Origin of the sequence: Citrobacter freundii complex sp. CFNIH2, from assembly GCF_002880615.1 — a bacterium.
In the GTDB taxonomy this organism is placed as follows: Bacteria; Pseudomonadota; Gammaproteobacteria; order Enterobacterales; family Enterobacteriaceae; genus Citrobacter_A; species Citrobacter_A amalonaticus_F.
Genome location: NZ_CP025757.1, coordinates 2,615,249 through 2,635,071 on the forward strand (window position 1 = coordinate 2,615,249; position 19,823 = coordinate 2,635,071).

Sequence of the window (19,823 nt, forward strand, 5' to 3'; positions counted from 1 at the left end):
CGGCCTGTGGATGTGGTGTTGATTAAATTAACGTAGTGTCTTTCCCTGCGGGAAGAAACAGCGGTTTTTTTAAGCCATTCCAGAGGGATATATCCCATAACCAGGAAAGCAAAGAATAGTTTTTCGATTTACCGCCTGAATACAGTCAGTCTGACAGCATCTGGGGCGCAATTTAAACGCTTATAACGTTTTAAAGCAAGGAGGGATCCAAAAACCGGAAGATTATAGCGATATCAAATCTCACACTAGTGTAAAACACCATACTAAAGAAAAAGTCATGGCTTATCATGCGAACAAAAAACAACCAGACGTTGATAAATTCAGCAGAGTTATCTTAGCCGCAAAGAAAATAAGCCAGCATTAGCTGGCTTATGGAAAGAAAACCTTACGATTGCACTTTAAGCACTTTTTTTGGCAATTAATCGTTCCGGCAGCACAAAACTAAAGCGCGTCCCTTTACCCGGTTGACTGTCGATCATCAGGCGACTTTCGTGATGATTCAGCGCGTGTTTAACGATAGCCAGTCCCAGTCCACTGCCGCCCGTTTGCCGCGATCGCGCTTTATCCACCCGATAAAATCGCTCTGTTAACCGTGGGATATGTTCCGGCGCAATGCCCGGTCCGTTATCCTCCACGCTAAACTCCGCGCCGTGCGGCGCCGCATGCCAGCGGACGGTGATATGGGTTCCCGCTGGGGTATGGTTCACCGCGTTATACACCAGGTTGGACATCGCGCTACGCAGTTGCTCTTCATTCCCCAGTACTTTCAGCTGGTTATCCACCTCAAAACTGAACGTGTGCTTCTGCTGACTGAGCGTCTGCGCCTCGCGTTCAACCATCCGCAGCATCATGGGGACATCGACCTGCTCATTGAGCAGAAGCGTCGGTGCAGCTTCGATTTTCGACAGCGTGAGCAACTGTTTCACCAGTCCTTCCATGCGCGAGGTCTGGTCGCGCATCGTTAACAGCGCTTTTTCGCGCGTTGCCCCTTCCAGCGTTTGCTCGTGCATCATTTCAAGATAGCCCTGCAACACCGTGAGCGGGGTACGCAGTTCGTGGCTCACGTTGGCGAAGAAATTGCGTCTCGCGCCTTCGAGCTGGTGCATCTGGGTCATGTCGCGCGCCACCATCAGCAGTTGCTTATCGGTATACGGCATGACGCGGATTTCCAGGTGTCGGCCGGTATTAAGCACCAGATTTAACGGTCGGCTGAAGTCCCGCTGCTTGAGGTACTGCGTAAACTCCGGATAACGCAGCAGGTTCAGGATGTTCTGTCCGCTATCGTCCGGCCAGCGTAAACCCAGCACCTGTTGCGCCAGACCGTTACACCAGAAGATCCCCCCCTCTTCGGTGGTCAACACCACCGCATCGGGCAGCGACTCCGCCCCGCTGCGAAAGCGTTTAATCAGATTGCCCAGCTCACGACGACGCTTTTTATTGCGCAGTTGCATCTGATGCAACCCATACAGCAGCGGTTCCCAACTGCCTCGTCCCGGCGGCGGCGTCATGCTTCTGTCGACCCACAGCCACCATGAGAGGCGTAATAAATTCCAGAAATGCCAGATAAGCAGTCCTGTTACCGATGCCAGTAAAAACCACGGCAGGTAACCAAAAAATGCACTTAGGATCAAGGCCGGGATACAGCAAAGTATCAGCTCCAGCACCAACCTTTTCCATGACAGCCGTTCCAGCACGGGTCACTCTCCCTTCAGAGCCAGGCTCTTGTTCTTGCCTTTCAAAAACGGGTCGAAAAACGATACCCTGTCCCGCGAACCGTCTGCACCATCCGATCGTGGCCGCTGGCTTCCAGCGCCTTACGCAGACGGCGAATATGCACATCAACCGTGCGATCCTCAACGTAGACGTTGGTGCCCCAGACGTGATTCAGCAGTTGCTCACGGCTGTAAACCCGCTCGGGATGCGTCATAAAGAAATGCAGGAGTTTAAATTCCGTCGGCCCCATATCGAGCGGGTTTTCGCCGGTCATCACGCGGTGCGAGGTGGGATCCAGGCTTAGCCCCTGCATCTCAATGACCTCTTCCACCGCCATCGGCGAAATCCTACGCATCACCGCTTTGATGCGGGCAACCAGTTCTTTCGGCGAGAACGGTTTGGTAATGTAGTCGTCCGCGCCGGTTTCCAGGCCGCGTACGCGATCCTCTTCTTCCCCTCTGGCGGTCAACATCATGACCGGAATATCCCGGGTCATCGCTTCACGCTTGAGGTGTTTAATAAACTGTAGACCAGAACCGCCAGGCAACATCCAGTCAAGGAGGATCAAATCCGGCCAGGGTTCATTAAGCTGGTTCACCGCACTGTCATAATCTTCAGCTTCAACGGGCTGAAAGCCATTTTGCTCAAGCACGAAACAGACCATTTCGCGAATTGGAGCTTCATCTTCTACGACCAGAATACGTCTCGCCATGATTTGCCCTGTTATATAAGTTGCTTATCATCATCTGTCTTAATGCGGCGCCATTATGCGTCAGTTTTATGACAGATTTATGAAAATGCGTGCTGACGTTAACCTTAGGTTGTTGATTTATGACATCCGAGAAACGAGATATTACAGCCCCCGAATGGTTATAATCCCCTTTATGCTTTTTTGCCATGGAACCGTTATGCGCATCCTTCACACCTCTGACTGGCATCTGGGACAAAATTTCTACAGCAAAAGCCGTGCCGCTGAACATCAGGCCTTTCTTGACTGGCTGCTGGAAACGGCGGTTGAGCAACAGGTGGACGCGATCATCGTGGCAGGCGATATCTTCGATACCGGCTCACCGCCAAGCTATGCCCGCGAGCTCTATAACCGTTTTGTGGTCAACCTACAGCAAACGGGCTGTCATCTGGTGGTATTAGCGGGAAACCATGATTCCGTCGCCACGCTGAATGAATCCCGTGAGATTCTGGCGTTTCTCAATACCACGGTTGTGGCCAGCGCCGGTCACGCGCCGCAGATCCTGCATCGTCGCGATGGTCAGCCCGGCGCGGTGCTGTGCCCGGTGCCATTTTTACGCCCACGCGACATTATCAGCAGCCAGGCGGGACTCTCTGGCCAGGAAAAACAACAGCATTTACTGGGTGCCATCACCGACTATTACCAGCAGCAATACGAGGCCGCCTGCGCGTTGCGTGGCGATCTCGCCCTGCCGATTATCGCCACCGGCCACCTGACTACCGTGGGTGCCAGCAAAAGTGACGCCGTGCGTGACATTTATATTGGCACGCTCGATGCTTTCCCGGCGCAAAATTTCCCGCCTGCCGATTATATCGCACTGGGTCACATCCACCGGGCGCAGAAAATTGGCGGTACGGAGCACATCCGCTACTGCGGCTCGCCCATCGCGCTGAGCTTTGACGAATGCGGCAAAAGCAAATACGTGCATCGGGTGGACTTCCAGGACGGCGCATTAACCAGCGTCGAGGAGCTCACTGTTCCGGTAACGCAACCGCTGGCTGTGCTGAAGGGCGATCTTGCCGCCATTACCGAACAGCTGGAGCAGTGGCGTGACAGTCCGCTGGAAACCCCGGTCTGGCTGGATATTGAAATCACCACCGATGAATACCTGCATGACATGCAGCGGAAAATTCAGACGCTGACGGAAACACTGCCCGTTGAGGTGCTGTTAGTTCGCCGCAGTCGGGAGCAGCGCGAACGCATGTTGAGTAACGAACGCCGGGAAACGCTGAGCGAACTGAGCGTGGATGAAGTATTTACCCGCCGTCTGGCGCTGGAAGAACTTGAGCCGCCTCAGTGTGAACGCCTGACATCACTTTTTCACCGCACACTACAGACACTGTCCGGGGAGCATGAGGCATGAAGATTCTCAGTCTGCGCCTGAAAAACCTCAACTCGCTGAAAGGGGAATGGAAGGTCGATTTCACAGTGGAACCCTTTGCCAGCAACGGACTGTTTGCGATTACCGGGCCTACCGGGGCGGGAAAAACCACTCTGCTCGACGCGATTTGCCTGGCGCTGTACCACGAGACGCCGCGCCTGAATACCGTGTCGCAATCGCAGAACGATCTGATGACCCGCGATACGGCGGAATGTCTGGCGGAAGTGGAGTTTGAAGTCAAAGGCGAAGCGTATCGTGCGTTCTGGAGCCAAAACCGGGCGCGCAACCAGCCCGACGGTAATTTGCAGGTTCCGCGCGTTGAACTGGCGCGCTGTGCCGACGGGAAAATCCTTGCCGATAAAGTGAAAGACAAACTGGAGATGACGGCGGAACTGACCGGGCTGGATTACGGCCGCTTTACCCGCTCAATGCTGCTCTCACAGGGGCAGTTCGCCGCCTTCCTCAACGCTAAACCGAAGGAGCGAGCGGAACTGCTGGAAGAACTGACCGGCACGGAAATTTACGGCCAGATTTCCGCTCAGGTTTTTGAGCAGCACAAAAGCGCACGCACCGAACTGGAAAAATTACAGGCGCAGGCCAGCGGCGTCGCGCTGTTAGCGCCAGAGGCGTTGCAGACGCTGACAGAAAGTTTGCAGGCACTCACTGACGAAGAGAAACAACTGGTCGCCCAACAGCAGACCGGACAACAGCAACTGAACTGGCTGACGCGACAGCGCGAACTGCAGGCCGACGCGAACCAGCGTCAGCAGATGCTGCAGGTTGCACAGGAAGCGCTGGAAAACGCCCAACCACAGCTGGCAGCGCTCAGCCTTGCGCAGCCCGCCAGAGCGTTGCGCCCACTGTGGGAGCGCATTCAGGAGCAATCTGCTACCGTTTCCCGCACTCGTCAGCAGATTAACGAAGTGAATGCTCGCTTACAGAGTAGATTCACGCTTCGCAATCACATCCGCCGCCAGGCTGAGCGGCAGTCCACTGCCCTGCTCGCCACGCAACAGACGCTAAGCGAGTGGCTAAACGAACACGATCGCTTTCGCCTGTGGAGCAACGAGTTAGGAGGATGGCGCGCCCTTTTTGCTCAGCAGGCCAGCGATAACGTTCAACTGGCAAAATGGCAGCAACAGCAGGTCAACGACAGCCGCAGGCTGGAATCGCTGCCGACGGTGACGCTCAATCTGACGGCGGATGAAGTCGCTGTTGCGCTGGCGCAGCATGCGCAACAGCGCCCCCTGCGCCAGCAACTGCTTTCGCTCCATGGTCAGATTGTTCCCCGACTGACGCGTTTGAGTCAGCTTCAGGCGACGATGACGCATAACAAACAGGAACTGGCCCGACTCAACACCCTGCTGGAGGCAAAGCGCCAGCAATATAAGGATAAATATCAGCAGTATCAGGATGTTAAAACACTCTGTGAGCAGGAAGCACGGATCAAGGATCTGGAAAGCCAGCGTGCGCAGTTGCAGTCCGGCCAGCCCTGCCCGCTTTGCGGTTCCACCACCCATCCTGCTGTCGCGGCGTATCAGGCACTCGAACCCGGTGTTAATCAGGCGCGACGCGATGCGCTGGAAAAAGAAGTCAAATCGCTGGCCGACGAAGGCGCCACCCTGCGAGGACAATCAGAGGCCGTCAACCAGCAGCTTCAGCGTGATGAAAGCGAAGCGCAGGCGCTGGTTAAAAAAGAGCAAGCGCTCACTCAACAGTGGCAAGCCACGATCGGTGCACTGAACGTCACGTTACAGCCGCAGGAGGATATTCAACCCTGGTTGACGGCGCAGGATGAACACGAGCAGCAACTCTACCAGCTCAACCAGCGCCATGATCTACAGGCGCAAATTACCGCCCATGCGCAACAGGTGGCGCAGTTCCGCCAGCAAATCGATCAGCGCCAGGCGACGCTGGCAGCCCAGTTAAGCCGCTATACGTTGTCACTTCCTGAGGAAGGCAGCGAGGAAGCATGGTTAGACGCGCGCGCGGCGGATGCACAAACATGGCAACAGCGGCAGACGGAGTTGACGGCGTTACAGGCGCGCATCGCGCAACTCACCCCGCTGCTCGAGACGCTGCCCGTCGCCGTTACCGACGCTGAAGATGATGCAAGCGTGACGCTGGAAAACTGGCGTCAGGTTCATGACGAGTGCGTGTCGCTGCACAGTCAATTGCAGACATTACAGCAGCAGGAGAAGCAGGAAACTCAGCGCGCTGCCGATGCGCAGGCGCAGTTCGATGCTGCGCTTGAGCACAGTATATTTGCCGATCAGGCGGCATTTCTTGCCGCGCTGCTGGATGACGAGGCGGTCACGCGTCTTGAACAGCTAAAACAGTCGCTGGAAAATCAGGTTCAGCAGGCACAGACGCTCGCCGCACAATCGGCGCAGGCGCTGGCGGCGCATCAGCAACAGCCGCCAGCGGGTCTGGATCCCACACAGTCGATTGAGCATGTTCAGCAAACCGTGGCGCAGTTAAACGATCGGGTACGCGACAACGCCACGCGTCAGGGCGAAATACGCCAACAGCTAAAACAGGACAGCGACAATCGCCAGCAGCAGCAGACGTTGATGCAAAAAATCGACAACGCGATGCAACAGGTTGAAGACTGGGGTTACCTGAATGCGCTGATCGGCTCTAAAGAGGGGGATAAATTCCGCAAATTCGCCCAGGGGCTGACGCTGGATAACCTGGTCTGGCTGGCGAACAACCAGTTGACCCGTCTCCATGGTCGCTATCTGCTACAGCGCAAAGCCAGTGAAGCGCTGGAACTGGAGGTGGTCGACACCTGGCAGGCCGACGCCGTGCGCGATACCCGTACCCTTTCCGGTGGCGAAAGTTTCCTGGTCAGTCTCGCACTGGCGCTGGCGCTCTCCGATCTGGTCAGCCACAAAACGCGCATTGACTCGCTGTTCCTTGACGAAGGCTTTGGCACGCTCGACAGTGAAACGCTGGATACCGCCCTTGATGCGCTGGATGCGCTCAACGCCAGCGGCAAAACTATTGGCGTGATTAGCCATGTGGAAGCGATGAAAGAACGGATCCCGGTGCAGATCAAGGTGAAGAAAATCAACGGACTGGGCTACAGCAAACTCGACAGAATGTTTGCCGTAGAATAACGAATCGCTTTCGGAGCAACGTATGTAGCACGATCGTCAATACACAAAGACGGATAAGGAATGGCAATACGGCAGACTTATCCGCAAGCTATACACTATTGGCTGCGGTTTTCGCAGCCGTCGCGCTTAACCCGCGCTTGAAATAACGGCAGGTGGTATGAAAAAGGCGATTTTCGCATTGGCGCTGGGGACATTTGGCCTCGGCATGGCCGAATTCGGCATTATGGGGGTATTGACGGAACTGGCACGCGATGTCGGCATATCAATTCCGACCGCCGGGCATATGATTTCGTATTACGCCTTTGGCGTGGTGCTGGGTGCACCCATCATCGCCCTCTTTTCCAGCCGCTTTTCCCTCAAGCATATTCTGCTGTTTCTGGTGACCTTATGCGTCATTGGCAACGCTATCTTCACCCTCTCCTCTTCTTACGCCATGCTGGCGATCGGCAGACTGGTTTCAGGCTTTCCGCATGGCGCCTTCTTTGGCGTCGGCGCGATCATTCTGTCGAAGCTCGCCCGTCCGGGGAAAGTGACTGCTGCGGTGGCCGGTATGATCTCCGGCATGACCGTGGCGAATCTGGCCGGGATCCCATTAGGGACGTTTCTCAGTCAGGAATTCAGTTGGCGGTATACTTTTCTGCTAATCGCGGTATTTAACATCGCGGTGATTTGCTCCATTGTCTTCTGGATCCCCGATCTTCGCGATGAGGCAAAAGGCAGACTGCGCGAGCAGTTTCACTTTCTGAAAAATTCCGCGCCCTGGCTGATTTTCGCCGCCACGATGTTCGGTAACGCTGGCGTGTTTGCCTGGTTCAGCTACGTTAAGCCCTACATGATGTACATCTCGGGCTTCCCGGAAGCGAGCATGACCTTCATTATGATGCTGGTCGGGTCAGGAATGGTGTTGGGAAATCTGCTCAGTGGTCGGCTATCGGGCCGGTTTTCGCCGCTCAGCATTGCCGCAACCACGGATTTTGTTATCGTCCTCGCCCTGTTGCTGCTGTTCTTGCTGGGAGATATCAAACTTGCCTCGCTGACGTTCGCCTTCATCTGCTGCGCAGGACTGTTTGCGCTCTCCGCGCCCTTGCAAATCCTGCTACTGCAAAATGCTAAAGGCGGTGAAATGCTGGGCGCGGCGGGCGGACAAATCGCCTTTAATCTCGGTAGCGCCATCGGCGCGTATTGTGGAGGGATGATGCTGACGCTGGGCTTTTCTTACAACTATGTGGCGCTTCCTGCGGCGCTGCTGTCATTTTCCGCCATGTCGTCGTTATTGCTGTACAGCCGCATGAAACATAAATCCGATCCGGCAGTAGTAGCAGGCTGAGAGCCTGCCACGCACCGGGAACGATTCTGGGTAATAACCTTATTTCTGCGGCCACAGCCACGCCGCGCCGCGCACGCCGCTGGAGTCACCGTGCAGAGCCTTACGTACCGGCGTTTCACACTCTCCACCGAACACAAATGGCTTAATCAGCTGCGGTATCGTTTTGTACAGGCGGTCAATGTTGCTCATTCCGCCGCCGAGAACGAAAACATCCGGGTCGAGAATATTCACCACATGGGCCAGCGATTTCGCCAGCCGCAGCTCATAGCGGCTGAGCGCCAGTTCTGCCAGCGCGTCTTGTTCCTCCACCAGGCGGATAATCTCACTGCCTTTTAGCGGGTTACCGCTCAGGCGATGGTAATCGGTGGCAAACCCGGTGCCGGAAATAAACGTCTCAATGCATCCCTGTTTTCCACAGTAGCAGGGGACTTCTTCACGGTAGCGAAGCTCATCCTCGTCCATCCACGGCAAAGGGTTGTGCCCCCACTCGCCCGCCGTCCCGTTGCCGCCAATGTGCGCCCGACCGTTGAGCGCCACACCCGCGCCGCAGCCGGTGCCAATAATCACTGCAAAAACCGTCTGCGCCCCGGCGGCGGCGCCGTCGACCGCCTCAGAGACCGCCAGACAGTTCGCGTCATTCGCCAGACGAACATCACGCTGCAGACGAGCGCTGAGGTCCTTATCAAACGGCTGACCGTTCAGCCAGGTGGAGTTAGCATTTTTTACGACACCGGTGTAAGGCGAAATGGAACCCGGGATCCCTATCCCTACCGTCCCCGTTTGCCCGGTGGTCTGCTCCGCCATCGCCACCAGTGTGGCAATGGTTTCGATGGTTTGCTGATAGTCATTTCGCGGCGTCGGCAGACGATGGCGGAACAGTTGTTCCCCTGCCTCACTGAGCGCGATCACTTCCGTTTTGGTGCCGCCTAAATCAATACCAATACGCACACGGTGTTCCTCTTTTTTTGGGAATATCAACAGAGTAGAGCGAGGGATTGGGAATGGCAATGCAAGCCTGCCCACAATTCGTTACTATACGCGCTGGATTTAACGACAAGGCCGTGGAAATTATCATGCTGTGGTTCAAAAATTTAATGGTTTACCGTCTTAGCCGCGATATTTCATTGCGTGCCGAGGAGATGGAAAAACAGCTAGCCTCGATGACGTTTACCCCTTGCGGTAGCCAGGATATGGCAAAGACGGGCTGGGTGCCGCCAATGGGATCGCACAGCGATGCGTTGACGCATACCAATAACGGCCAGATTTTGATTTGCGCGCGTAAAGAAGAGAAGATCCTGCCTTCTCCGGTGATCAAACAGGCGCTGGAAGCGAAAATCGCCAAACTGGAAGCCGAACAGGCGCGTAAGCTGAAGAAAACCGAGAAAGACTCGCTGAAGGATGAAGTGCTGCATTCGCTGCTGCCGCGCGCCTTTAGCCGCTTTAGTCAGACCATGATGTGGATCGACACCGTGAATGGGTTGATCATGGTGGATTGCGCAAGCGCGAAAAAAGCGGAAGATACGCTGGCGCTGCTGCGTAAAAGCCTCGGTTCTCTGCCGGTGGTTCCACTGGCGCTGGAAAACCCGATTGAGCTGACGCTCACCGAGTGGGTGCGTTCCGGTACCGTGGCTCAGGGCTTCCAGTTACTCGACGAAGCCGAACTGAAAGCCATGCTGGAAGACGGCGGCGTGATCCGGGCGAAGAAACAGGATCTGGTGAGCGACGAGATCGCCGTTCACATTGAAGCGGGTAAAGTGGTGACCAAGCTGGCGCTCGACTGGCAGCAGTGTATTCAGTTTATGATCTGCGATGACGCGTCGATTAAACGGCTGAAATTCAGCGACGAGCTGCGCGATCAAAACGAAGATATCGACCGGGAAGATTTCGCCCAGCGTTTCGACGCGGACTTTATCCTGATGACCGGTGAACTGGCCGCGTTGATTCAGAATCTGGTGGAAGGTTTAGGCGGCGAAGCGCAGCGCTAAACGAAGATTCCCTCTCCACACGGAGAGGGAAAAATATTACAGATAGCGACAAAGATATGAGGTCGGTTCTGCGACCTGTAAATGAAACTCGCTATGGCCCGGGACGTTGAATACCTCTCCTGCGGCATACACTTTCCATTCGGTGGCATCCGGCAGTAACACATTCAACGCGCCGCTTACGACCGTCATCTCCTCAGGCTCCGCGGTACCGAAGGTATATTCACCCTCCAGCATCACGCCCACACTGGCACGGCCAGTACTGCTGCTGGTAAAGCCGATTGATTTTACTTTGCCGGAAAAGTATTCGTTACTTTGAAGCATAAACGGGCCCTGTCTCGTTGGTAAATTGACAACCAATATAGGGGGCAGTCCTTTGGCCTGTCACGCAAAATTAAACCAGCAGTTCTGAAGCCAGTCGCGCAATCAGCACATTAGAGAGCAGCACCGGGACATCGAGCGATTTTTGCAGGACATCGCGGTGGCGCTGATGAAAACCCAGGGAGTCGAGCATGATGACATCCGCCCCCTGTTCCAGCAGATCTTTCCCGGCTTCAATCAACTGCTGGGTACTGCCGTGAACCGGATTCGCCAGCGAGAACAGCGGCGGCGACTGTAAAACCTGCCATTTCTCCGCTTGATCGGCCATCAGATCTTCAACCGGCACAATCACCCCCACCTGGTGACCATCGACAATTGAGGCCACCAGCGGTGGAATAATACGCAGCGGCTCAAGCAGAATGCTATTACGGGCGGTCATGCTGGCAATCGACACGGTACTCATCAGTAAAATGACATCGTAGCCCTGGTTATCCAGCACTTCGATGACGCTTTGCAGATCGCGTTCCACTTTCTGCCGTGAAACATAAGCCAGTTCATTATCGTTAAGCAGGGTTAACAGCGGGTCTTCGTCAGATTCCAGCGCATATTCCGCCAGAACGTCATCACGACTCATTTTTCCGAGCAAACTGTGATGGGTGATATGTTGTTCGTCGATGTACTCAGTCAGAAGCGGTAAGACTTCACTCATGGGTACAACACCGATTGTTAGGATAGCCAACGACGCACTCATTTTTTCCACCTTCTTTTTTTACTTCGTCGTTTATTCCCGGGCAAATGCGCTGCACCACTGCCGACACTTACCTTTGCAAATGCAAAAAAGCGTAGCAGGCGCAGCACAAGTCGCTGTGTAAAGATTCCAGATCATTCCAGTAATAGATTGTTATTGTTTGATGTTAGTTTTCAGGTACAACGATTCATCGGTGAAAAATGTGATGCAGGTTGGGTTTACACTCGCTCAGATTCCATTCCGAGCCGTTCAGTCGTCAGGTTTTATCCGGGTCTTCGTAACGGGCTTTCGCATCCATCGCTTCCTGCGCGCTGGGATGCTCGCTGATTAACGAATCCGGTTTCGGGTGATCGGCGCGCAACTGGTACCAGGTGACCGTCTGTCCCGGCGTTCCTTTCTCAATGGTGACAATATACGCTTCGCGTGGATAAGGCGGTTTGGTTGGCATAGTGCTTCCTTCTGTCGAATGAAGTTTAAGTATAGACCCCGCCTTGTTTGCACAGCGCGCTCTGCGCCAGCCTGCGCTGAATTTCAGAAATCACCTGGTCAGGTGAATTCGCCGCGTCAATGATGAAATGGGCCGCCTCGCGATACAAAATATCCCGCTGTTGCAGCACCTCCTGCACCTCTTCGCTCAAAGGTTTACCGGTCAGGGTGGGACGCAACTCCTCTTCAGGCGAGGCCTCAAGACGATTCACCAGCGTCGGGACCGGCGCGCTTAAATAAATGACGATGCCGTTATCCCGCATAAAGTGGCGGTTATAGTCAGTGAGAATGATTCCCCCACCGGTCGCCACCACCGTTGACGGTGCTGTCACCGCCTCCAGCGCAGCCGTCTCTCTGGCTCGAAATCCCGGCCAGCCTTCTCGCTCGACGATTTCCGCGACGGTCATTTGTACCTGCGACTGCAGCCACTGATCGGTATCGACAAACCGACAGCCAATTGCCGTAGCCAGCGCCATGCCAACCGTTGTCTTTCCACAGCCGCGTGGGCCAACAAGATAAAGCGGTTGCGTCATAGTGGGCGTTCCCCAGAAGGCCGCAAAGCGGCAGGATCAGATGTCATTAAAGGAATAATCATACCATCAAACTAGTACAGCGTTAAGTGTAAAGAATTTATTCCAAAAAAAGTGAAAATATCAATCTATGCCCTACTATATCAAGAAATAGCGCTGAGGAAAGTGTAAAAAATAAATTACATTCACGCTTTTCTGCGCTGAACTTCCAGCCACCACTTTTCCAGTTCCGCCGCAAAATGCTGACGATCGCGCGCAGAGAGGCTATCCGGCCCCCCCGTCTGGATCCCGCTGGCGCGCAATGTATCCATAAAATCGCGCATCGTCAGACGTTCGCGAATGGTCGATTCGGTATAGCGCTCACCGCGCGGATTGAGCGCCGACGCGCCTTTTGCCAGCACTTCGGCGGCCAACGGGATATCGGCAGTAATGACCAGATCGCCCGCCGTACACTGGCGCACAATCTCGTTATCCGCCACATCAAATCCCGCAGGCACGCGCAGCGTACGAATATACGGCGACGGCGGCACGCGCAGGCTCTGGTTCGCCACCAGAATCAGCGGCATTTGCATGCGTCCGGCGGCACGATAGAGGATCTCTTTAATGACGTTCGGACACGCATCCGCATCCACCCATATGGTCATACTGTCTCCCGTCTCTTGTGCAATCGGCTATTGTCTCGTGCTTTTGCGCTGCGGCAAAGTGCTGTTTATCCTTCATGCGTCTTTCAATCCGCGCTAAGCTAGGCTTTATCAAACAAAACAACAACTATCACCCATAGGGAGTGACGAGATGGAGAAGAAAATCGGTTTTATCGGCTGCGGTAATATGGGGAAAGCGATCCTCGGCGGCCTGATTGCCAGCGGTCAGGTGCTTCCTGGCCAGATCTGGGTCTACACCCCTTCCCCCGATAAAGTTGCCGCGTTGCACGATCAGTATGGGATCAACGTCGCGCAGTCCGCCCAGGAAGTTGCCCAGGTAGCGGATATTGTTTTCGGCGCCGTGAAGCCGGGCATTATGATCAAAGTGCTCAGCGAGGTAACCTCCAGCCTCAACAAAGAGTCGCTGGTGGTTTCTATTGCGGCAGGCGTGACTCTCGATCAACTCGCCCGTGCGCTGGGACACGACCGGAAAATCGTACGCGCGATGCCAAACACGCCGTCGCTGGTTAATGCCGGGATGACCTCAGTGACGCCAAACGCGCTGGTTACCCCGGAAGATACCGCAGATGTGCTGAATATTTTCCGCTGCTTTGGCGAAGCCGAAGTGATTGCCGAGTCGATGATTCATCCGGTGGTTGGCGTCAGCGGCTCCGCCCCGGCATATGTTTTCATGTTTATCGAAGCGATGGCAGATGCCGCAGTTCTGGGCGGTATGCCACGCGCGCAGGCTTACAAATTTGCCGCTCAGGCGGTCATGGGATCCGCGAAGATGGTACTGGAAACGGGCGAGCATCCTGGCGTACTGAAAGATATGGTCTGTTCGCCTGGCGGCACGACGATTGAAGCGGTCCGTGTACTGGAAGAGCGAGGATTTCGTGCGGCGGTGATTGAAGCGATGGCGAAGTGTATGGAGAAATCAGACAAACTCAGTAAATCCTGAGTGAACAACCGGACGTCAGGCCGCCACTTCGGTGCGGTTACGTCCGGCATTCTTTGCTTTGTAGAGCGCCAGATCGGCCGATTTCAGCCATTCCCGATAGTGACCAAACTGCGGCGTCAGCGGCGCAACGCCAACGCTGATATGCAAAATGACCTGCGGCGCGCAGGCCAGACGTAACCCGCGTAGCCCCTCATGAACCCGTGACATCGCCGCGATGGCGCTCTCGGCTGGCGTACCGCACATAATCACCGCAAATTCATCACCGCCAAAACGCCCGATCACATCGCTTCCGCGCAGGGTCATTCTCAACTGTTGGGTCAGCGCCAGAATGGCTTCATCGCCAACGTCATGACCCCAGGTGTCGTTAATACTTTTGAAGTGGTCGATATCAATGATCAGCAGCGTGGCATCCCGATGCTGGCGACGACAGTGCTCAAATTCGTTGCGCAGTAATATTTCCCAGTGTCGTCGGTTGTAAACCCCCGTCATGCCATCACAGGTACTCATCACCTGCAACCGGCGCTTGTGCAGCGCCAGCTTTGTCGCGGCCTGATAGCTAATCCACGAGAATAACAGCGGGTAAATCACGATGACCGGCAGCGTCAGCACCCCTTCCAGCGGCGCGCTTCTTAACGCCAGAGAGGCCCCCGTCAACTGCAATGTGACCAGACAGGCGACGACCATCAGGGCAAGTCCGGCAACAAACAGTCGCACACCGCCTGCGCCCATCAGATTCATACAGATGATCATCAACAACGCGGAAGAAGGCAGCGCATTGACGCCCATCAGTCCCATCCACATTCCGGCGAGTACCGCATCCGTTTTCAAATTGGTAAATTCCCGACTCAGCGGGTCGACGGCTCTGCTGGCGATTTGCCAGGCCAGATGTGGCCAGACGAACGCCCATCCCACCAGCAACAACCACCAGACACCGGGGACAGGGTTCGCGACCAGCGCGGCGGCGACAGGGAAAAACATTCCCCCAGCGCCACTGCGCGCGGCACTCTTACTCGCCGGGCGAATCGCAGTCCAGAGCGTTGATGGTCGTTTTGCTGCGATGAAAGAGAGGTTTCATCGAGATCGACCGCTTTTTTGTAAAAGTTTTCGTCATTCATTATTTTTTGGGAACATTCTGAAACAATTTTCCCAAATTATAGAGACGGGTCTGGCGGGGAAAGTATGATATTTCGGGTGAGCGTTTTTCTTTGCTCACCCGTAAGCACTAGGTCGGCGCTAGGCCGCTTTCTTCAGGCAGGCACTCATAAACTTACTGCGATCGTCACCTTTCAGCGATTGTTCCGTCGCCTGGACGTTGCATTCACGCATTTTTTGCTGCTGCGGCGTCAGGCTTTTTTCACCGGGAGCGGATTTGCTGTTTTTAAGGCAATCGCTCATGTACGTCTTACGGGCATCTCCTTTCAACGTTTTCGCCGTCGCCTGTTGATTACAGGTAGTCATGCGCTGCTGTTGCGGCGTTAATGTTTTCTCTGCCGCACCAACGGTCGTTAAAAAGATCAAACCAAACAATAGGGTAACCAGTAATGTTATTTTCATAGCACCATCCTTTTTTGAGTATTCACTCGACTATCTCCCGCACGTCAGCGCGGGGGATATTCAGATAAGTCTGGCTGCTAACGATAAAAAAACCACCCGGCAGCAAAAGTTATCCTGCCGGGGGTTGGATTATTTCAGGCCTAACGCCGCTTTCATGGTATAGAACAGGTCGGTTTGATCGGTCAGCCCCACCACGTTGGCTGCATGAGGACCATAGGCCGCAATACGCAGCTGGCTGCCGGTATGCTCCTGCGATTCCTCTTCGGAGTTGCCATAGCTGATCACCATTACGGCGCCATCTTTGGTGTTTAATGCCTGGGTCAGACCCGGCGCTTTGGTCTCTGGCGCGACGATCTGGCTGGCGTGAGCGTGATCGGCGGTGACAATCACCAGCGTGTTACCCTCTTTTTTCGCAAAGGCCAGCGCGCGCTGCACCGCTTCGTCCAGATCCACCGTCTCGCCGATCTGTCCGCAAGGATTGGCGGCGTGATCCTGTTTATCGATGGAGGCCCCTTCCACCTGCAGGAAGAATCCCTTCTCATTTTTGCTCAACAACTCAATGGCTTTGTCGGTCATTTGCGCCAGCGTCGGTACGGTCTCATCGCGTTTTGGATTCGGCGTACAGGTTACGGCAGGCTTATCAATATTGCCGTGGTAAGACGCCTTTGGGCCTTCCCAGCGCACAGGCATGTTGCCGTCAGAGAACAGTCCCAGCAACGGTTTGTCCTGACTGGCTTCGCCGATCGCCGCCAGCGAGGCCGCATCGCCGACCAACTGGTAACCACGGGCCTCGGCCTGTTCACGCAGCGTTTTGCCCTGCCACTCGCCGGCCGTTGCGGTTTCGGCGAACGTTTTCGCGCCGCCGCCCAGCGTGACATCCGCGCGGGCATTCAGCAGTTGTTCGGTGATCGAGCCTTTGCCGCCTTTTTCCAGCGCATTCGTCGGGCATTTCTCGCTCGTTACGCTCGGGCCATAGCATTTACGTGACGTCACATGCGCCACCAGCGCGGCTGGCGTGGCATCCTGCAGCTCGGCGGTTGAGACGTTACCCGTCGCCAGCCCCGCCGCTTTCGCCATTTCCAGCAGCGTCGTATGATCTTTTTCGTGAATATCGACGCCCAGCGCGCCGTTGTAGGTTTTCACGCCGGTTGTCCATGCGGTTGCTGATGCAGCAGAATCCGTCACGTAATCCGGCTTGCCGGTCTTTTTATTCAGCGCATAGTGGGTGTATTGGCCGGTCAGCGGTAAGGCATCAATCCCTTTAAAATACCCACCCGCGCCTTCAGCATAATTTCGCGCAGCCGTAATTTCCGAATCACCCATACCATCGCCAATCAATAAAATAATATTTTTAGCCGGTTTATCATTCAGTGATTCGCGCAATGCTTGTGTTTGATCGGCCGATAATCGGCGTGCTCCGCCAGGCGTTGTAATATCACCCTGTGCGGCACGGTTGTCCAGAACCGCCATTGACGACGTTTCAGAATGGCTAACAGGGATATACAGCAGCGGTAACAATGCAAGAGCAATAGCGCTTTGTTTCACTTTATTTTCTCCATGTACTTAATACACTTAAAATAAAAAACAAAGCGACTATAGGTCTCTGATATGACAGGTTTATGACAGCACAGAAACGGGATAAAACTAGTAACGAGGATGCCTCAACAACTTTTGTACATACTGGCGCAGCAACTCCTTATCGTTATCCGGAATGCTGGCATCGGGCTTTACGCCGTCAAGCGCGCCCTCTACCTGATGAATCAGCATTTGCTGCTCGTTCTGAGCCATATTACGCAGCATCGCTGTGACGATAATCTCTAATGCTTCTACCTGAGCAACCAGTTCTTTCGACTCTTCCTCTTTCTGGGCAAGCTTAAGCAACAACTCAGCTATTAGATTTTTCATGACCGCATTTCCTTATCCAAAGAAGGCTGACGTTATCACTATGAATCCATGCTGCCTAGAGTCTAAAAGTAGTATTTTTATAAGAAAGGAAAGACTTTGCGTAAATAATCACAGAATACGGTGAGCGAAACGTTTCTCGCGCGGAAACAGAACGCTAAATTAAAAGCCAGGAATAAAATAGTCACCCCTGGCCATAATCTAAAGTTATGATAAAAAACGATCAGTTTTACTTAAGTCATTTTTTTTAACCGCTTCACGCCCGCTTGCGGATATTTCGCCGCTGGCGCAGAACAAGGGCTAACTGACAAATGTTAATCATCACGATAATGGCGGTGGCAATAAATACCCAACGGAATCCTGCCATGGCTGAAACCGTCGCGCCCATCAGCGGGCCCGCGACATTGCCAAGGTACATAAACGATTGGTTATATCCAAAAATACGCCCGGTTATTTGGTCACTGGAGTATTTGACCAGCAGCGTCTGAACCGCGGGCAGCATGGCGCCATCGGCAAAACCGAGCAGAAAACGTAATACCCCGAGCTGAAAGGGCGTCGTAACCCATGACATGGCAAAAAACAGCACCACCGCACAAATCAGCGTTGCCATCAGGATCCTTTCAGTGCCGATGCGATCCCCGAGTTTACCCAACCGGGGCGCGGAGATAAGCGCGGAGACCCCAGGCACCGAGGCAATTAAGCCACTCAGAAAAGCAATATTATTACTGTCCGGGGCCATCGACTTAATAAATAACGCCAGAATCGGGCTGATTGAGCCATTACATAACTGAATCACCAGGGTGGTGAAAAACAGACTGATCACCAGCGCCGGATAAGGCAGCGACGCAAATACGGCTTTCCCGCTCAACCGTTCGCTCTTTTTCAGCGTCGGACGCACGCCTTCTTTAATCAAAAAGAGTGTGACCATAAAGCTGACAACCAACAGCATTGCGGTGATAAAAAAGACCGGGCGTAACCCCACATGATCGGCAATAAAACCGCCCATCAACGGGCCGCCAATCACGCCGCTGATTTGCGCGGTCGCCAGCGTACTGAGCGCCCATCCGCTACGTTCGCGGGGCACCTGAGACGCCACCAGCGCCATCGCGTTAGGAATATAGCCAGACGTTAAGCCCATGATGCCGCGCAACAGAAAAAGCTGCCAGACGTTGGTGGCAAAAGCCTGCAACAGTATCGCAATCGCCATGCCGAGCGAGGCGCGTAGCAGCATCAGCTTGCGACCTTTACGGTCTGCCAGGCTGCCCCAGAGCGGAGAAACAATCGCGGAAATTAGGAATGTGACACTGAACGTCAGCCCTGACCACATCGAGAGCGCTTCGTGGGAGGTCACCCCAAGCTGCGAAATATAGAGCGGCAAAAACGGCAGGATTTGACTGATTGCCAGACCGGTAAAAAAGCAGCCGAACCAGACGGAAATAAGATTAACTTTCCAGGATTCCATAAACGCTCATCGTGATAAATAGCAGAAAACGCCGGCTAGTTTAGCAATCTCCACGTCTGTCAGGGGATCCTCAGGTGCGGTGGCGCGCAATTTGATATTTTATCTTCCCGTTCACCAGATTTGTGAAATACATCACATTAAAACCCAACAAGCGACAGGGCTTTATGCTTAGCGACAGAGGCCAAATCCCCGTATCCCCAGGTGAAAATGGTTGGCGTGAGCGGCGTTGTAGTCCGGCCCCAGGCCGTTGCCATAATATTGACAGCTCGCACTGAGCAGCGCCCGCAGCCACATTGCGCTTTCTTCCTGCTTCCAGCCGAGCAGAACGGTAACGTGTCGCCCGTCGGCGAGAATAAAGCCGCTGATATCCAGGGCCTGTGCGCTGGCGTGTTCACTACGGCGTGCATCAGGGCGATGGTAAATGTTGCGGCAGGCGTAGCTGCCGAGATGCTCGATCCGGGTCAGTTGGCTCATCATCAGACGTTCCGTCAACGGTGCAGCCTGCTGCCCAACATACAACGCGGAACGCAATGCTAACGGACAGGAGGCAAGGAAGCTGCTGCTCAGTTTGACGACGCCAAAATCCCGCACCCGGACTACGTCGGTTAAAGGACATTCGCCAGCGCTGTCGGCGACAGGCTGCGACGTGATCAGCTTCTGCTCGTTTGCCTGCTGCAACAGCGTCTGACAGCGCGCTGGCGTCAGACGTTTAAGCTTAAATTGGGTAAGCCAGTTTGGCGGATCGGATAACTCAAGAGGGGCGAGCGGGTTGTAATAAGACGGCAGATAGCGATATCCCACGCCACACGCCACGCTCAGAATCATCATCGTCAGCCAGACTTTTCCTCTCACGCGCCCTCCCGTGTAATTCTCCCTAACATTATGGCAGAAGCCCGCGAATCCCTCGTTTTGTCGTGGTAATGTATACGCTTTGCGTTCGAAGGA

At 54.5% G+C, this 19,823-nt stretch carries 18 protein-coding genes and 1 pseudogene; 5 read left to right on the forward strand and 14 right to left on the reverse strand.

Annotation, left to right across the window (positions count from 1 at the left end; genetic code table 11):
• Positions 1-398: 398 nt before the first annotated feature.
• Both phoR and phoB read right to left on the reverse strand, forming a co-directional pair.
• Positions 399-1,694 carry a phosphate regulon sensor histidine kinase PhoR gene (gene phoR, locus WM46_RS12910; protein ID WP_102602446.1) on the reverse strand — a complete coding sequence of 432 codons (1,296 nt, stop codon included), beginning with the start codon at positions 1,692-1,694 and terminating at the stop codon, positions 399-401.
• Between the two features lie 41 nt (positions 1,695-1,735).
• Positions 1,736-2,425 (reverse strand): phosphate response regulator transcription factor PhoB, encoded by a 690-nt coding sequence (phoB, locus tag WM46_RS12915; protein ID WP_061076603.1) that lies wholly within the window; start codon positions 2,423-2,425, stop codon positions 1,736-1,738.
• Between the two features lie 196 nt (positions 2,426-2,621).
• Between phoB and sbcD the strand changes: the two genes are divergently transcribed.
• The 3 genes from sbcD (at position 2,622) to araJ (ending at position 8,291) form a co-directional block, all read left to right on the forward strand.
• On the forward strand, positions 2,622-3,824 hold the full coding sequence (gene sbcD / locus WM46_RS12920; RefSeq protein ID WP_061077987.1) for an exonuclease subunit SbcD: 1,203 nt from the start codon (positions 2,622-2,624) through the stop codon (positions 3,822-3,824).
• Positions 3,821-6,964: an exonuclease subunit SbcC gene (gene sbcC / locus WM46_RS12925; protein ID WP_102602447.1), complete on the forward strand. Its 3,144-nt coding sequence runs from the start codon at positions 3,821-3,823 to the stop codon at positions 6,962-6,964. Before sbcD ends, sbcC begins: the two co-directional genes overlap by 4 nt.
• A 157-nt stretch (positions 6,965-7,121) precedes the next feature.
• A complete protein-coding gene (araJ, locus tag WM46_RS12930; RefSeq protein WP_102602448.1) occupies positions 7,122-8,291 on the forward strand; it encodes an MFS transporter AraJ in 1,170 nt (389 codons plus the stop codon).
• 39 nt (positions 8,292-8,330) lie between these two features.
• On the opposite strand, the gene mak is transcribed toward araJ, so the two are convergent.
• Positions 8,331-9,239 carry a fructokinase gene (mak, locus tag WM46_RS12935; RefSeq protein ID WP_102602449.1) on the reverse strand — a complete coding sequence of 303 codons (909 nt, stop codon included), beginning with the start codon at positions 9,237-9,239 and terminating at the stop codon, positions 8,331-8,333.
• Positions 9,240-9,364: 125 nt separating this feature from the next.
• Here mak and rdgC point away from each other — a divergent pair, with 125 nt between their 5' ends.
• Positions 9,365-10,276 carry a recombination-associated protein RdgC gene (gene rdgC / locus WM46_RS12940; protein WP_102603832.1) on the forward strand — a complete coding sequence of 304 codons (912 nt, stop codon included), beginning with the start codon at positions 9,365-9,367 and terminating at the stop codon, positions 10,274-10,276.
• Between the two features lie 36 nt (positions 10,277-10,312).
• Here rdgC and ppnP read toward each other — a convergent pair whose 3' ends face one another.
• The 5 genes from ppnP to WM46_RS12965 all read right to left on the reverse strand — a co-directional run bounded on the left by ppnP (position 10,313) and on the right by WM46_RS12965 (position 13,002).
• Positions 10,313-10,597, reverse strand: coding sequence for a pyrimidine/purine nucleoside phosphorylase (ppnP, locus tag WM46_RS12945; RefSeq protein WP_046476127.1), 285 nt, complete (start codon positions 10,595-10,597; stop codon positions 10,313-10,315).
• A gap of 70 nt (positions 10,598-10,667) precedes the next feature.
• Positions 10,668-11,345 (reverse strand): AroM family protein, encoded by a 678-nt coding sequence (locus WM46_RS12950; RefSeq protein ID WP_043001625.1) that lies wholly within the window; start codon positions 11,343-11,345, stop codon positions 10,668-10,670.
• A gap of 253 nt (positions 11,346-11,598) precedes the next feature.
• Positions 11,599-11,790 (reverse strand): protein YaiA, encoded by a 192-nt coding sequence (gene yaiA / locus WM46_RS12955; protein ID WP_043001626.1) that lies wholly within the window; start codon positions 11,788-11,790, stop codon positions 11,599-11,601.
• Between the two features lie 25 nt (positions 11,791-11,815).
• On the reverse strand, positions 11,816-12,361 hold the full coding sequence (gene aroL, locus WM46_RS12960; RefSeq protein WP_061076599.1) for a shikimate kinase AroL: 546 nt from the start codon (positions 12,359-12,361) through the stop codon (positions 11,816-11,818).
• 182 nt (positions 12,362-12,543) lie between these two features.
• Positions 12,544-13,002 carry a YaiI/YqxD family protein gene (locus WM46_RS12965; RefSeq protein ID WP_102602450.1) on the reverse strand — a complete coding sequence of 153 codons (459 nt, stop codon included), beginning with the start codon at positions 13,000-13,002 and terminating at the stop codon, positions 12,544-12,546.
• Between the two features lie 148 nt (positions 13,003-13,150).
• On the opposite strand from WM46_RS12965, the gene proC reads away from it, so the two are divergent.
• Positions 13,151-13,960: a pyrroline-5-carboxylate reductase gene (proC, locus tag WM46_RS12970; RefSeq protein ID WP_061076598.1), complete on the forward strand. Its 810-nt coding sequence runs from the start codon at positions 13,151-13,153 to the stop codon at positions 13,958-13,960.
• A 15-nt stretch (positions 13,961-13,975) separates the two neighbouring features.
• On the opposite strand, the pseudogene adrA reads toward proC, so the two are convergent.
• The 6 genes and pseudogenes from adrA to WM46_RS13000 all read right to left on the reverse strand — a co-directional run bounded on the left by adrA (position 13,976) and on the right by WM46_RS13000 (position 19,706).
• Positions 13,976-15,075: pseudogene (gene adrA, locus WM46_RS12975) on the reverse strand (diguanylate cyclase AdrA).
• 118 nt (positions 15,076-15,193) lie between these two features.
• Positions 15,194-15,514: a phosphate starvation-inducible protein PsiF gene (gene psiF, locus WM46_RS12980; protein ID WP_102602451.1), complete on the reverse strand. Its 321-nt coding sequence runs from the start codon at positions 15,512-15,514 to the stop codon at positions 15,194-15,196.
• A 129-nt stretch (positions 15,515-15,643) separates the two neighbouring features.
• Complete coding sequence (phoA, locus tag WM46_RS12985) at positions 15,644-17,059, reverse strand: alkaline phosphatase (RefSeq protein ID WP_102602452.1); 1,416 nt, start codon at positions 17,057-17,059, stop codon at positions 15,644-15,646.
• 99 nt (positions 17,060-17,158) lie between these two features.
• A complete protein-coding gene (iraP, locus tag WM46_RS12990; RefSeq protein WP_061076595.1) occupies positions 17,159-17,419 on the reverse strand; it encodes an anti-adapter protein IraP in 261 nt (86 codons plus the stop codon).
• Positions 17,420-17,672: 253 nt separating this feature from the next.
• Positions 17,673-18,878, reverse strand: a complete 1,206-nt coding sequence (locus WM46_RS12995) for a multidrug efflux MFS transporter (RefSeq protein ID WP_061076594.1) — start codon at positions 18,876-18,878, stop codon at positions 17,673-17,675.
• A gap of 168 nt (positions 18,879-19,046) precedes the next feature.
• A complete protein-coding gene (locus WM46_RS13000; RefSeq protein ID WP_102602453.1) occupies positions 19,047-19,706 on the reverse strand; it encodes an extensin family protein in 660 nt (219 codons plus the stop codon).
• Between the last annotated feature and the right edge of the window lie 117 nt (positions 19,707-19,823).